12 protein-coding genes are annotated in these 13,131 nt (G+C 62.4%); 7 read left to right on the top strand and 5 right to left on the bottom strand.

Annotated elements, in window-relative coordinates:
* Both RAZWK3B_RS19955 and RAZWK3B_RS19960 read left to right on the top strand, forming a co-directional pair.
* Window positions 1-571, top strand: a 571-nt coding sequence (locus RAZWK3B_RS19955; protein WP_007818448.1) for a sigma factor-like helix-turn-helix DNA-binding protein, incomplete at its 5' end; no start/stop codon positions are given.
* 61 nt (window positions 572-632) lie between these two features.
* On the top strand, window positions 633-1,736 hold the full coding sequence (locus RAZWK3B_RS19960) for an alpha/beta hydrolase (protein ID WP_007818450.1): 1,104 nt from the start codon (window positions 633-635) through the stop codon (window positions 1,734-1,736).
* 192 nt (window positions 1,737-1,928) lie between these two features.
* Here RAZWK3B_RS19960 and RAZWK3B_RS19965 read toward each other — a convergent pair whose 3' ends face one another.
* The 3 genes from RAZWK3B_RS19965 to RAZWK3B_RS19975 form a co-directional block, all read right to left on the bottom strand.
* Entirely contained in the window at window positions 1,929-3,749 is a 1,821-nt protein-coding gene (locus tag RAZWK3B_RS19965) for a M3 family oligoendopeptidase (protein ID WP_007818451.1), read from the bottom strand.
* Window positions 3,750-3,811: 62 nt separating this feature from the next.
* Window positions 3,812-5,407: an ATP-dependent DNA ligase gene (locus RAZWK3B_RS19970; RefSeq protein WP_007818453.1), complete on the bottom strand. Its 1,596-nt coding sequence runs from the start codon at window positions 5,405-5,407 to the stop codon at window positions 3,812-3,814.
* A complete protein-coding gene (locus tag RAZWK3B_RS19975) occupies window positions 5,404-6,405 on the bottom strand; it encodes a ligase-associated DNA damage response exonuclease (RefSeq protein WP_007818455.1) in 1,002 nt (333 codons plus the stop codon). Before RAZWK3B_RS19975 ends, RAZWK3B_RS19970 begins: the two co-directional genes overlap by 4 nt.
* A gap of 99 nt (window positions 6,406-6,504) precedes the next feature.
* Here RAZWK3B_RS19975 and RAZWK3B_RS19980 point away from each other — a divergent pair, with 99 nt between their 5' ends.
* Window positions 6,505-7,335, top strand: coding sequence for a fumarylacetoacetate hydrolase family protein (locus tag RAZWK3B_RS19980; RefSeq protein WP_037296373.1), 831 nt, complete (start codon window positions 6,505-6,507; stop codon window positions 7,333-7,335).
* Window positions 7,336-7,351: 16 nt separating this feature from the next.
* Here RAZWK3B_RS19980 and RAZWK3B_RS19985 read toward each other — a convergent pair whose 3' ends face one another.
* Window positions 7,352-8,293, bottom strand: coding sequence for an alpha/beta hydrolase (locus RAZWK3B_RS19985; protein WP_007818460.1), 942 nt, complete (start codon window positions 8,291-8,293; stop codon window positions 7,352-7,354).
* Window positions 8,293-8,580 (bottom strand): SCP2 sterol-binding domain-containing protein, encoded by a 288-nt coding sequence (locus RAZWK3B_RS19990; protein ID WP_007818462.1) that lies wholly within the window; start codon window positions 8,578-8,580, stop codon window positions 8,293-8,295. The genes RAZWK3B_RS19985 and RAZWK3B_RS19990 overlap by 1 nt, the downstream gene beginning before the upstream one ends.
* A 168-nt stretch (window positions 8,581-8,748) precedes the next feature.
* Here RAZWK3B_RS19990 and RAZWK3B_RS19995 point away from each other — a divergent pair, with 168 nt between their 5' ends.
* From RAZWK3B_RS19995 to fdxA, 4 genes are read left to right on the top strand one after another with little or no spacing between them, the layout of a single operon-like run.
* Entirely contained in the window at window positions 8,749-9,219 is a 471-nt protein-coding gene (locus tag RAZWK3B_RS19995) for a tetratricopeptide repeat protein (protein ID WP_007818464.1), read from the top strand.
* Between the two features lie 17 nt (window positions 9,220-9,236).
* Entirely contained in the window at window positions 9,237-12,113 is a 2,877-nt protein-coding gene (locus RAZWK3B_RS20000) for a helicase-related protein (protein WP_007818465.1), read from the top strand.
* Window positions 12,110-12,511, top strand: a complete 402-nt coding sequence (locus tag RAZWK3B_RS20005; RefSeq protein ID WP_232279579.1) for an RNA-binding S4 domain-containing protein — start codon at window positions 12,110-12,112, stop codon at window positions 12,509-12,511. The genes RAZWK3B_RS20000 and RAZWK3B_RS20005 overlap by 4 nt, the downstream gene beginning before the upstream one ends.
* A gap of 52 nt (window positions 12,512-12,563) precedes the next feature.
* A complete protein-coding gene (gene fdxA / locus RAZWK3B_RS20010) occupies window positions 12,564-12,902 on the top strand; it encodes a ferredoxin FdxA (RefSeq protein ID WP_007818469.1) in 339 nt (112 codons plus the stop codon).
* Window positions 12,903-13,131 lie beyond the last annotated feature (229 nt).

Raw genomic sequence — 13,131 nt, forward strand, 5'->3', positions numbered from 1 at the left:
TCGCGCCAGCATTCAGGAATATATCCTGCGCAGCTGGTCGATGGTGAAGCTTGGCACCACCTCGGCGCAGAAAAAGCTGTTCTTCAACCTGCGCAAGGCCAAGGCCAAGATCGGCGCCCTGGAAGAAGGCGATCTGCGCCCCGAAAACGTCAAGCAGATCGCCCATGATCTCGGTGTGACCGAGACCGAGGTGATCTCGATGAACCGCCGCATGTCCGGTGGCGATGCGTCCCTCAATGCGCAGATCGGCTCGGACGGCGAAGGCTCGATGGAGTGGCAGGACTGGCTCGAGGATGAGGACGCCGATCAGGCGTCGGATTACGAGCGCCGCGACGAGCTTGAAGCCCGCCGCGAGATGCTGGCCCTTGCGATGGATGTGCTCAACGAGCGCGAGCGCGACATTCTCACCCAACGCCGCCTCAGCGACGAGACGGTGACGCTGGAAGATCTGAGCACGCAATACGATGTCAGCCGCGAACGCATTCGCCAGATCGAGGTGCGGGCCTTTGAAAAGCTGCAGGACCGCATGCGCGAACTGGCGGCGGAAAAAGGGATGCTTCCCGCTGCGTGATCCCTTGGACCCGGGCGTGAAAGTCTTTAGCCTCTTGCGGGACACCGCAAGGGGCTTTTCCATGCAGAACGCCGCATCACGCACCGCCGCTTCGCATCGCCGCGCCCTGCGTGGCGTGATGGTTGCGGCGTTTGTCGTTCTGGCGGCCTGCGCCCCGCGCCCCTTGGCCGATCGTGGCCCGGCACTGCCGGGCGCGCAGATCGAAAACGTCTATATCGCCACGCAACGCGCGCTCGCGCATCCACGGCAGGAATTCGGCCAGCCCCGCAACAAGGAGCTGAATTTCTTCCGGGCCTCGATCTCGATTCCGCCGGTGCACCAGCCCGGAAAGGTCGAATGGGCCGAGCCGGGGGAAACCGCCGATCCCGCGCGGCATTTCGTGGTGACCGATACACAGGTCTACGAGACGCCGTCGCGCTTCGTGGCCAGCGCCAAACGCGACGGCAGCGGCAACGAAACGATGCTCTTCGTGCATGGCTACAACAACACCTTGTCCGACGCGATGTACCGGCTGGCCCAGATTCAGGTGGATTTCGATATCCGCATGCCCTCGGTGCTGTTTTCGTGGCTCTCGTCGGGTGATCCGCGCGGCTATATCTATGACCGCGACAGCGTTCTTTTCGCCCGTGACGATCTGGAACGCGTCCTGTCCGAGCTGACCCGTGGCTCCGGGGATCGTGTGCTTCTGCTGGCCCATTCCATGGGTGCGCATCTCGTGATGGAGGTGATGCGTCAGGCCGCGCTGCGCGGCGACAGGCGGCTTTTGTCGCGGATCAGCGGCGTTATCCTGATGTCACCCGATCTTGATCCCGATCTCTTCCGCAGTCAGGCCGAGGCGATCGGCCAATTGCCCCAGCCGTTCATGATCTTCGTGTCGCGGCAGGACCGTGCGCTTTCGCTCGCCAGTTTCATCACCGGTCGCAAGCCGCGCCTTGGCGTCATCGACGGCCCCGAGGCGGTGGCGGGGCTGGATGTGAAGGTGATCGACTTCACCGCGCTCGCCGATGGCGAGGGGCTGAACCATGCGGTGCCCGCCACCTCTCCGGCGGCGATCCGGGTGCTCAGCGGGCTGATCCAGCAGGCCAGTTCCGGCGATGGCGGGTTCGAGGATTACATGGTCCTCGAAGCCCAACCCGATGGCGCCGTTCTGCCCGTCAGCAACTGATCCCGCTGCATGGCGAGATCGTACCAAACCTGTGTACGGATCGTCCCGAAAACTGCGGTCGGTCCGTTAACCATCGCCTTTTCGGTGCCGGATACCGACGCGATACCGACGCGATACCGACGTGATACCGACACGATACCGAAGCCGGTTTTGCCTTGTTAACCAGAGGTTTGGGGCGATTCGCGAGGAGGGTTAATCCTCCATCGCCTCCAACTCGTCGATCAGCCGCGAAATCATGCTCAACCCCTTGTCCCAGAACGCCGGGTCGCTGGCATCCAGTCCGAACGGCTCCAGCAAGGCCTTGTGGTGCTTCGATCCGCCCGCCTTGAGCATCTCGAAATACTTGTCCTCGAACCCTTCGGGGCTTTCCTCGTAGACCGCGTAAAGCGCATTCACCAACCCGTCTCCAAAGGCATAGGCATAGACATAGAAGGGCGAGTGGACGAAATGCGGGATATAGGCCCAGAAGGTCTCGTAGCCGTCCATGAACTCGAAGGCCGGCCCAAGGGATTCCGCCTGAACCGACATCCACAAGGCATTGATATCATTGGGTGTCAGCTCTCCGCCACGGCGGGCGTCATGCAGTTTGCATTCGAAATCGTAGAACGCGATCTGCCGCATCACGGTGTTGATCATGTCCTCGACCTTGCCCGCCAGCAGCACCTTGCGCTCGGTGTCGGTGGCGGCTTTTTCCAGCATCTTGCGGAAGGTCAGCATCTCGCCAAAGACGCTTGCGGTCTCGGCCAGGGTCAGCGGCGTGTTGGCCAGCAACTCGCCCTGACCGGCGGCCAGCACCTGATGCACCCCGTGGCCCAGCTCATGCGCCAGCGTCATCACGTCCCGTGGTTTGCCCAGGTAATTGAGCATCACATAGGGGTGCACATCGGTCACCGTGGGATGCGCGAAAGCGCCCGGCGCCTTGCCCGGCTTCACGCCCGCATCTATCCAACCCTTTGAAAAGAAAGGCTCTGCCAGCTCTCCCATGCGCGGATCGAAGGCCGAATAGGCCTCCATCACGATGTCGCGGGCGCTGGTCCAGTCCATGATCTTCTTGTCTTCGATCGGCAGCGGCGCGTTGCGGTCCCAGACCTGCATCACGTCCAGCCCCAGCCATTTGCGCTTAAGCTCGTAATACCGGTGACTCAGCTTGGGATAGGCGTTCACCACCGCATTGCGCAGCGCCTCGACCACCTCGGGCTCCACATCGTTGGACAGGTGGCGGCTCGTCTGCGGGGTGGGCATGCCGCGCCAGCGGTCGATGACTTCCTTTTCCTTCGCGCTGGTGTTGTGGACCCGGGCAAAGGTCCGGATATTGGCGCCGAACACCCGCGCCAGTTCCCGCGCCGCCGCCTCGCGCTGGCTGCGGTCCTGATCGGTCAGCAGGTTGAGGGTGGATTCGATCCCCAACTCCTCACCATCCACGATGAAGCTGAGGCCCGAAATCGTCTCGTCGAACAACCGTTCCCAGGCATCGCCGACTACGCCCATGTCATGCAGGAATTTCTCAAGCTCATCAGACAGTTGGTAGGGTTTCATCGCGCGGATACGGTCCAGCACCGGCTTGTAGCGCGCCAGCTCGGCACTCGCATCGTAAAGGGCGTTCAGCGCGTCCTCCTCCAGCCGGTTCAGCTCCAGCGTGAAGAACACCAGCGGCGTGGTATAGGTGGTCACCTTTTCCTGACAATCCGACAGAAACTTGGCGCGGTCGCCATCGGTGGTCTGCTGCTGATAGCGCAGCACCGCAAAGGACATGATCCGCCCGGCGATATTGCTGATCTTCTCGTCGCGCTTGAGACAGTCCAGCATCCCCGCCGCATCCAGATCGGCCAGCTTGCCTTCGTAATCGGCGGCGAAATCGGCGCAGGCCTTTTCCAGCCAGTCCAGATCCCGCTTGAGCGCAGGGGCATCGGGGCTTTCATAGAGATCCGTCAGGTCCCATTCCGGCAAACGGCCCAGATTTTTGTCGCCGGAACCGGCATTGGCATCATGGGCGGGCAAGGGCAGGTGGAACATGCGGAAATCTCCTTTGTTTTCTTGTTTCAGACATATGGTGCGGGGCAGGGCGGCTCAAGCCTTCATCCGTATTGCGCAAGCATCTCTTTGAGATCCGCCAGCGTGCCCGCCTCTTGCACGGGTTTGTCGTGCCGCCAGCGTTTCATTCGCGGAAAGCGCAGCGCCACACCGGATTTGTGCCGGGGTGAGGGGGCTATGCCCTCGAAAGCGATCTCGAACACATGCTCGGGGCGCACCTGTCGGACAGGGCCAAAACGTTGCAGGGTATTCTTGCGCACCCATGCGGTGATCTGCCGGAACTCGGCATCCGTCAGCCCGGAATAGGCCTTGGTGAACGGCACCAGATCGTTGCCGTCCCAGACCGCAAAGGTGAAATCGGTGAAGAGGTTGGCGCGCCGCCCATGCCCCTGCTGGGCATAGATCATCACCGCGTCCATGGTCAGGGGATCCAGCTTCCATTTCCACCAATCGCCCTTCTTGCGGCCCGCGTGATAGGCGCTGTCGCGCCGCTTGAGCATCAGCCCTTCGGCCCGCCTGTCGCGTGAGGTGGCGCGCAACCGGGCCAGATCCTCCCATGTGTCATGGGCCACAAGCGGCGAAGGTCGGATCGGGCTATCTGGCGGGGTGGCGTCCAGCAGCCGGTCCAGCCGTGCGCGCCGCTCGGACAGGGGGCGCGCACGCAGGTCCTCTCCCCGCTCTTCCAGCAGGTCATAGGCCAGCAGGATCACCGGCGCTTCGCGCAGCAGTTTGGCGGGCACGGTCTTGCGCCCAAGACGTTTTTGCAAGGCGTTGAAAGGAAGTGGGTTTTCGCCATCGAAAGGAAGGATTTCCCCATCCAGCACGGTGCCGTCAGGCAGCATCCCGGCCAGCCCTGCAAATTCCGGGAACCGGTCCGTCATCAACTCTTCGCCGCGCGACCAGACAAAGACCTCTCCGGCCCGAACGATCACTTGCCCCCGGATGCCATCCCATTTCCACTCCGCATACCAATCGCCGTTGGGTCCAAGTGTATCCGGCGCTGCCCCATCGAGGCCATGCGCAAGGCAGAACGGATAGGGACGCGAGGCCTTTGCCGCGGCATCCGGCGCTTCGATCAGATCGCGATATGTGGTCGTGTCGGGCGTCCAGTCCCCCATCAGACGATGCGCGAGATCGGCCTCGTCGCGCCCGGTCGCCTGCGCCAGCGCCCGGGTCATCAGCTTGCGGCTCACCCCCACCCGGAACCCGCCGGTCAGCAGCTTGTTGAATACCAGCCGCTCGGTCGCCTCCATCCTGTCCCATGCATCAAGAACCGCGCTCTTGCGCGCCGCGTCATCCGCGTCATCCAGCGCCCGCAGCCGCGTGATCCAGTCGGTCAGGCTGTCGGCATGGTCGGCCTTGGGCGCCGGCAGGACCAGAGCGATGGTCTCGGCGAGATCACCAACGATCGGATAGCTTTCCTCGAACAGCCAAAGCGGAATACCTGCGCGGTCCGCGGCCCACTCCCTGAGCCGTGTGGTGGTGATCGCGCGCCGCGGTCTGCGCCCCGAGAACAGCGCCATGGTCCAGAGCCGGTCCTCTTCGGGGGCGGTGCGAAAATACTCCGCCAGCGCATCCACCTTGCGGGTCGTCTTGGTGGTCTGGTCGATCATGGCGTAAAGCGCTGCGAACCGTTTCATGTGGTCTCGGCCTCATCCAGTGACTCACCGGTGAATTCGGTCGGGACGATTTGCGCGCGGTAGCCCTGATCGTTCAGCCATCGCGCGAAGATGTCCGTATATCCATGCGTAACATATATGTTTTCCGCGCCTGTTTCGGCGATCGCACTGTTCAATCCGGCCCAGTCCGCATGGTCCGAGATCACAAAGCCCCGATCGGCCGCGCGCCGCCGCCGCACACCGCGCAGGCGCATCCAGCCGCTGGCAAAGCCGGTCGAGGCCGGACCGAAGCGCCGCGCCCAGGCCGAGCCAAGCGCGCCGGGCGGCGCAAGCACCAATGCGCCGGGATATGCGCGGGGGTCCATGTCGGGGGTGACGGGGATCGTGGCGGGCAGGGCGAACTCCTGATCGCGCAGAATGGCATTGGTGTTTTCCACCGCGCCATGGGTCAGGATCGGCCCGATGGAGGGATCAAGCAGCGACAAGACCCGCTGCGCCTTGCCAAGCGCGTAGGCCCCCAGCAGGCTCACCCGTCCCTCGGCGGCGTTGTCGGCCCACCAGCGGTTCAGATCGGCCGCGACCTGCGCCTCGGGTGCCCAGTCGAACACCGGCAGCCCAAAGGTGCATTCGGTCACAAAGCCATGGCAGCGCACCGGCTCGAACGGCTCACACAACCGGTCGGGAGTGGTTTTGTAATCGCCCGAAACGACCCAGACCTCGCCTGCGACCTCGACCCGTATCTGTGCCGATCCGGGCACATGTCCGGCTGGATGAAACGACACGCTTGCCCCGCCGATCCGGCGGGTCTCGCCATAAGCCACCGTGTCCAGCCGGATGTCGCCAAGCCTGTGGCGCATCACCGGGGCGGCACTTAGCGTGGCCAGATAGCGCGCATGGCCGGGGCGGGCGTGATCGGCATGGCCATGCGTGATCAGCGCCCGGTCTACGGGTGACCAGGGATCGATGAAGAAGTCGCCGGCGGGGCAGTAAATTCCCTGAGGTTTGAATTCCAGAACCATATCCGGAAAGATAGGCGGCCGTCGCCGCGATGCCAGCCACTTGCACCCGGACAAGCAGCGGCTATCCTGCGCGCGAAATTGCAGAACGGGGGAAATCGCATGCGGTTCGCAAGATACGGAGAGCTAGGGCAGGAGCGCCCCGGCATGCTGGATGCCGAGGGCCGGTTGCGTGACCTGTCGGGCGTGGTGCCGGATATTGCAGGCGACGTTCTGACCAACCTGCCGCAGATTGACCCCGAAGGCTTGCCGCTTGTCGAAGGCGCACCCCGTCTTGGTCCGCCCGTCGGCCGGATCGGCAAGTTCATCGGGATCGGGTTGAATTATCTGGATCATGCCGCCGAAACCGGGATGGCGCCGCCGGATCATCCCATCGTGTTCATGAAGGCGACATCCTCGATCATCGGGCCGAACGACACGGTCAGCCTGCCGCGCAGCTCGCGGCATTCGGACTGGGAGGTGGAACTGGGCGTGGTGATCGGCAAACCCGCCAAATATGTCAGCGAGGCGGATGCGCTCGATCATGTGGCGGGGTATTGCATCGTCAACGACGTATCGGAACGGACCTTTCAGGCCAAGCTTTCAGGTCAGTGGACCAAGGGCAAAAGCTGCGACACGTTCGGGCCGATCGGCCCTTGGCTGGTGACCCCGGACGAGGTGGGCGATCCGCAGAACCTGAACCTGTCGCTGGATCTGAATGGCGAACGGATGCAAACCGGCCATACCGGCACGATGATCTTCAGCGTGGCCAAGATCATCGCGCATCTGACTGAAATGATGAGCCTTCAGCCCGGCGATGTGATCGCCACCGGCACGCCGCCCGGCGTCGGCATGGGGATGACGCCCAAGCGGTTCCTGAGCGAAGGGGATGAAATGGAGCTCAGGATTGACGGGCTGGGGACGCAGCGGCAGACCGTGGCGCGCGATCCTTAGAGGCCTGCGACTGGCCTCATGCTGGTGGCGAGGTGTCGAACATCTCGCACATGATGTCGAACACCGGGGCGCGCACACCCGGGCTGTCCATGAGGACTTCGTGCCGGCCCTCCGGCACCAGTTCCAGCCGCGCATCGGGCCATTTCGAGATACGTTGCTCGATCCGCCTTGGGCAGACGATTTCCTCTTTCGTGCCCAGCACGGTCATGCAGGGCAGATCGGGCGAGGGATGCAACGACAAGGCGCGTGTTTCCTTGAGCGCCTCATAAAGCCACTGAAGGCTGGGGCCACCAAGCCCCAATTCGGGATAGGCCAGCGCCTGATCGATCATGTATTGATACATATCGGGGCAGCCGGTCAGCTTGTTGGTCTCGAACGGCTCGGTCAGGACATAGTTTTCAGGGTCCGTGCCGGGGGCATAAAGATGCCCAAGCCCGACATGCCGCACGCCGAAAGACAGTGACCACGCCAAGGGGCGCAGGGATTTGGCCATCTGGATGCCCCACATCGGACCCGAGAAGGCACAGCTGTGAACGGGCAGGCCGTCGATCACCGCCCGCAGACCGATGCAGCCGCCCATGGAATGCGCCAGCAGATGCCACGGTTTCGGCATGTCCAGCGCTTCTGCGGCCTCGATCATCGCGGCCACGTCCTGCTGGTAGTCCGAGAACAGCCCGACATGACCGGACATGATGTCGCCGGTCAGCCGGTCCGAAAGCCCCTGGCCGCGCCAGTCGAGCGTCAGGGTCGCATAGCCCCGCTGTGCAAAGTCGCGCGCTGTGCGGCCATATTTCTCGATATATTCGGTGCGCCCCGGAAAAAGCAGGACCGTGCCACGCTCGACCGTACCCCGCCAGGCCCCGACACGCAGCCGCACGCCGTCGCGCGCGGGCAACCACCAGGCCGCGCCGTTCTCCGGCCCGTCAGCCACATCGGCAAAGAAGGGCGCATGTTCCATCAGGCGAGCAGACTTCCCAGCTTCATGGCCATGCCCATATCGCCATCCACGGTGAGTTTCCCGCTCATGAATGCCGCTGTCGGGTCCATATCCCCCTCGAGGATCGACTGGAACGTATCGGCACTCGCCGTAAGCGTCACATCCGCCTCTTCGTCGGCTGCGCGAACACCGTTTTCGTCAATCATTATGGCACCTTCGTCTTCGATCACGAATTTGGCGGACCCGTCGAAATCACCGTCCATCTTCTCGCTCAGGGCAGCCACGGCCGTCTCGATGATATCGCTCATTCAATCACTTCCTTCTGATTTGCGCGTAAGGGGGTGTGAAACGCGTTCACACTTGCTACATTCAGACCTGTTATGAGCGCAATATACCCATCCCTCAACCGTATCGTCGCGGCATTTGCTGCTCTAGTCATGTTTTCCCTACCCGCTTCCGCGCAGGATGCAGGGCGGTTGGATACGTTGTTCGAGGCTTTGCGCGCCGCCGAAGAAAAGCCGGAGGCCCGGCGCATCGCCCGCGACATCGAGCATGAATTCACGCAATCGGGGTCCGCAGCGATGGATATGTTGCTCAAACGGGGGCGCAATGCGCTCGAGGCTGGTGATTCGGCAGCCGCGATCGAGCATTTCACCGCGCTGACCGATCATGCGCCGGATTTCGCCGAAGGATGGCACATGCGCTCGGTGGCCTATTCGCGGGTGGGGCTGTATGGCCCGGCGCTGGCCGATATCGAACGCGCCCTGTCGATCAATCCCCGGCATTTCAACGCGATTTACGGCCTGGGGATCATCCTTGAAGAGGTGAACAAGCCGGAACTGGCGCATGAGGCGTTTTCCCGTGTTCTGGCTATACATCCGCATCACGAAGCCGTAACCGAGGCGATGGAACGGCTGGATCCGGAAATCGGCGGCCGCAGCCTCTGACCTGAACGGAGACGGCCATGACCGAGCAGTCAAGAACCCTTGCGGTTCTCGGCCCTACCAATACCGGCAAGACCCATTTCGCGATCGAGCGGATGCTGGGCTATCGCACAGGTATCATTGGTCTGCCCCTGCGCCTTCTGGCGCGCGAGGTCTATGACCGGATCGTCAGGGCGCGCGGGCCATCCGTGGTGGCGCTTGTGACCGGCGAGGAACGCATCGTGCCCGAGCGCACGCAATACTGGGTCTGCACCGTCGAAGCGATGCCCGAGGGGTTGGGCGCGGATTTCGTCGCGATCGACGAAATTCAGCTCTGCGCTGATCCCGAACGTGGCCATGTCTTTACCGACCGTCTGCTGCGGATGCGCGGGCTGAAGGAGACGCAGTTTCTGGGTGCGGCCACCATGCGCGGCGCGATTGCGGCACTGGTGCCGGGCGTAGAATTTCTGAGCCGCGAGCGCATGTCCCAGCTTGCCTATTCAGGTTCGAAAAAGATCAGCAAGATGCCCGCCAGAAGTGCAATTGTCGGCTTTTCTGTTGATAATGTGTATGCCATCGCCGAAGTGCTCAAGCGCCAGAAGGGCGGCGCTGCGGTCGTGATGGGCGCGCTCAGCCCCAGAACGCGCAATGCACAGGTCGCGCTCTATCAAAACGGTGATGTGGATTATCTGGTGGCGACCGATGCCATCGGCATGGGTCTCAATCTGGATATCGACCATGTCGCGTTTTCGTCGCTGTCCAAGTTTGATGGCCGTCGGATGCGCCCGCTTGCTCCCAATGAATTGGCGCAGATTGCAGGGCGTGCCGGTCGCGGCATGAGCCACGGCACCTTTGGCGTCACGGGCGAAGCGCCGGAGCTGTCGGACGAGGTGGCCCGCGCCATCATGGATCACAGGTTCACCCCGATCCGCAAACTCGAATGGCGCAACGCCAACCTTGCGTTCGGCCAGATCGACGCCCTGATCGCCGCACTCGAGGCCAAGCCCGAGGACCAATGGCTTGCCCGTGCGCGTGAAGCCGATGACCTTGGGGCGCTCAAGTCGCTGGCGCAGGTGGCCGCCGTGCGGGCGCGCGCCAGTGACGGGGCATCGGTGCGTCTTTTGTGGGATGTCTGCCGGGTGCCGGATTTCCGCGGCATCAGCCATGCCGAACATTCCAGCCTGCTCGAGACGATCTTTTGCGATCTGCATGAACTGGGCCGGGTTCCGGACGACTGGCTGGCCCGACAGGTCAAGCGGATCGACCGGACCGATGGTGACATTGACACATTGTCGAAACGTCTCGCCTATATCCGCACATGGACGTATGTTGCGCAGCGAAAAGGCTGGGTCGATGATGAAACGCATTGGCGCGGCGAAACTCGCGCGGTAGAAGACCGCCTGTCGGATGCGCTGCACGAGCGTCTGACCCAAAGATTTGTGGATCGGCGCACATCCGTGCTTTTGCGCCGACTCAAGCAGAAGGAAGCCATGGTGGTCGAAGTGAACGAGAACGGTGATGTGACGGTCGAGGGCGAATTTGTTGGCCGTCTTGAAGGATTCCGCTTCATTCAGGACCGGGCTTTGGCCGGGCAGGAAGAAAAGGCCGTGAGACAAGCCAGTCTTCAGGCGCTCAGCCCGCAGTTCCATCTGAGGGCGGATCGGTTTTACAATTCGCCCGACACCGAGATCGATTTCACCGAACAGGGCGGACTTATGTGGGGCGAACAGGCGGTGGGCAAGCTTGTCGCCGGTTCCGATCCGCTCAAGCCGCAGGTCGAGGCGTTTGTCGATGACGTCGCCGGCGAAGATGTCATGCAGAAGGTCCAGCGACGGCTGCAGCATTTCATGGATCGCAAGATCGCCAGCTTGTTCGAGCCTTTGCTGAACATCCAGCGCGACGACAGCCTGACCGGCATGGCACGTGGGTTCGGATTCCGACTGGTCGAGAATTTCGGCATCGTCCCGCGCGGCGACGTGGCCGAGGATGTCAAATCCCTGGATCAGGATGCCCGCGGCGCGCTGCGCAAGCATGGCGTCCGATTCGGTCAGTTTACCGTCTTCATGCCCTTGTTGCTCAAGCCCGCGCCGACGCGGCTGCGGCTTTTGCTTTGGTCGCTTGCCCAAGGTCTTGATGAATTTCCCGAAGCGCCTCCGGCGGGTCTGGTGACGGTTCCTGCGGGTGGCCCTGGCGCTGTGCCGCGCGGGTATCACGCGATGGCAGGCTATCGCGCGGCAGGCGAACGGGCGATCCGGATCGATATGCTGGAACGTCTGGCCGACATGCTGCGCGGCGAAGACAGCCGGGCCGGGTTCGAGGCTACGCCTGACATGCTGTCGATCACGGGGATGACCCTCGAACAATTCGCCGACCTCATGGAAGGTCTTGGATACAAGGCCGAGCGCGCCGAGCGCGAGAAGGTCAAGCCGGTGGATCAGGCCCTCATGCAGGCCCCTGAAGAGCAGGTGGCACAGGCCGAAACTGATCCTGGCGCCTCTAAGACTACTGCGGAAGACGTAGTGAATGCGATCCCCGACGATGGCGTGGCACCGATCGCGGCTGAGCCGCCTGAGCAGACCGAGGTCGCAGCAGACATCCCGGCCGCAACCGAGACCGAGATCATGCCGGGAGAGGCCCCCGACACCGCCGCCGCAGCTCCGGAAACCGAGGTGTTTTACACCTTTACCTGGGCAGGCCGCGCTGCGCGTGCGCGCCCCGATCAGCGCGGCAAACCCAAGGCGGCGGGTGGCAAACCTGCTGGCAAGGGTGGCGCGAAGAGCGGCAAACCCGGCCGGGGCAAGCCGCGTGCCGAAAGCGGGCCCAAGACCTTTGCCGCCCGGCCCGATCGCAAGAAGGATCAGATCGACCCGGACAATCCATTTGCCGCGGCCTTGATGGGGCTGAAGGGCAAGGATTGAGCGGACGAACCGCCGATTTGGAGCCGCGACCAGGGAAAATCCGTCTGGACAAATGGTTGTGGCACGCGCGCTTTTTCAAAACGCGCGGCATATCGGCAAAGCTCGTTTCTGGTGGTCATGTCCGGGTCAATAGCGAGAAAGTGTCCAAGCCGGCGCATGCTGTCGTCCCGGGTGATGTGCTGACATTTCCCCAGGCGAGCCGGATCCGGGTGATCCGTATCGTCGCCATCGGCGAGAGGCGCGGACCGGCCCCCGAGGCGGCAACGCTTTACGAGGATATGAGTCCGGAAGAAGAGCGGTCAGATGTTCCGGCCTCGCCCAAGTTCGAGGGAAAGGGTCGTCCGACCAAGCGAGATCGCCGCAAACTCGATCTCAACCGACCGGATACGCTTGATTGATCGGCGAGGCTGGATTACTTGGTGCGGTGAAAATAAAAGCCGAGAGACCCATATGACCTATGTCGTGACGGACAACTGCATCGCCTGCAAGTACACCGATTGTGTCGAGGTGTGCCCCGTGGATTGTTTCTACGAAGGCGAAAACATGCTGGTCATCCATCCTGACGAATGCATTGACTGTGGCGTCTGCGAGCCGGAATGCCCTGCGGATGCGATCCGACCCGATACCGAGCCGGACATGGAAAAATGGGTCGAGTTCAATCGCAAATACTCCGAAATGTGGCCGGTCATCATCACGAAGAAAGACCAGATGCCCGACGCGGAAGAGCGTGACGGCGAAGAGGGCAAGCTTGAGAAGTATTTCTCGGAAAAGCCTGGCGAGGGCGGCTGACCCGCGCCTGCGATTCGGTGCATGAGGGCCGGGCTACCCGTGAAGTGGCACGAGCTTTGGTTCGTATCACCATGAATATGCTCATAAAACGAGTGTGACAGCGGGCCTCGTATGTGCGGCACTTCCGAATGCCGTATTTTTGTGCTATGGTTCTATGACAAATGAAGATAGCTGCCTGTTCTCCATACTCCGGCCAAACCGTCAGGAGATGGTTTCCCTGCGATACACG

Source organism: Roseobacter sp. AzwK-3b, assembly GCF_000170875.1.
Lineage (GTDB): Bacteria > Pseudomonadota > Alphaproteobacteria > Rhodobacterales > Rhodobacteraceae > Roseovarius > Roseovarius litoreus.

Bases quoted from the DNA above. Each gene is read 5' to 3' on its own strand.
- RAZWK3B_RS19960 (WP_007818450.1), top strand. From the start codon at position 633: ATGCAGAACGCCGCATCACGCACCGCCGCTTCGCATCGCCGCGCCCTG.
- RAZWK3B_RS19965 (WP_007818451.1), bottom strand. From the start codon at position 3,749: ATGTTCCACCTGCCCTTGCCCGCCCATGATGCCAATGCCGGTTCCGGC.
- RAZWK3B_RS19970 (WP_007818453.1), bottom strand. From the start codon at position 5,407: ATGAAACGGTTCGCAGCGCTTTACGCCATGATCGACCAGACCACCAAG.
- RAZWK3B_RS19975 (WP_007818455.1), bottom strand. From the start codon at position 6,405: ATGGTTCTGGAATTCAAACCTCAGGGAATTTACTGCCCCGCCGGCGAC.
- RAZWK3B_RS19980 (WP_037296373.1), top strand. From the start codon at position 6,505: ATGCGGTTCGCAAGATACGGAGAGCTAGGGCAGGAGCGCCCCGGCATG.
- RAZWK3B_RS19985 (WP_007818460.1), bottom strand. From the start codon at position 8,293: ATGGAACATGCGCCCTTCTTTGCCGATGTGGCTGACGGGCCGGAGAAC.
- RAZWK3B_RS19990 (WP_007818462.1), bottom strand. From the start codon at position 8,580: ATGAGCGATATCATCGAGACGGCCGTGGCTGCCCTGAGCGAGAAGATG.
- RAZWK3B_RS20000 (WP_007818465.1), top strand. From the start codon at position 9,237: ATGACCGAGCAGTCAAGAACCCTTGCGGTTCTCGGCCCTACCAATACC.
- fdxA (WP_007818469.1), top strand. From the start codon at position 12,564: ATGACCTATGTCGTGACGGACAACTGCATCGCCTGCAAGTACACCGAT.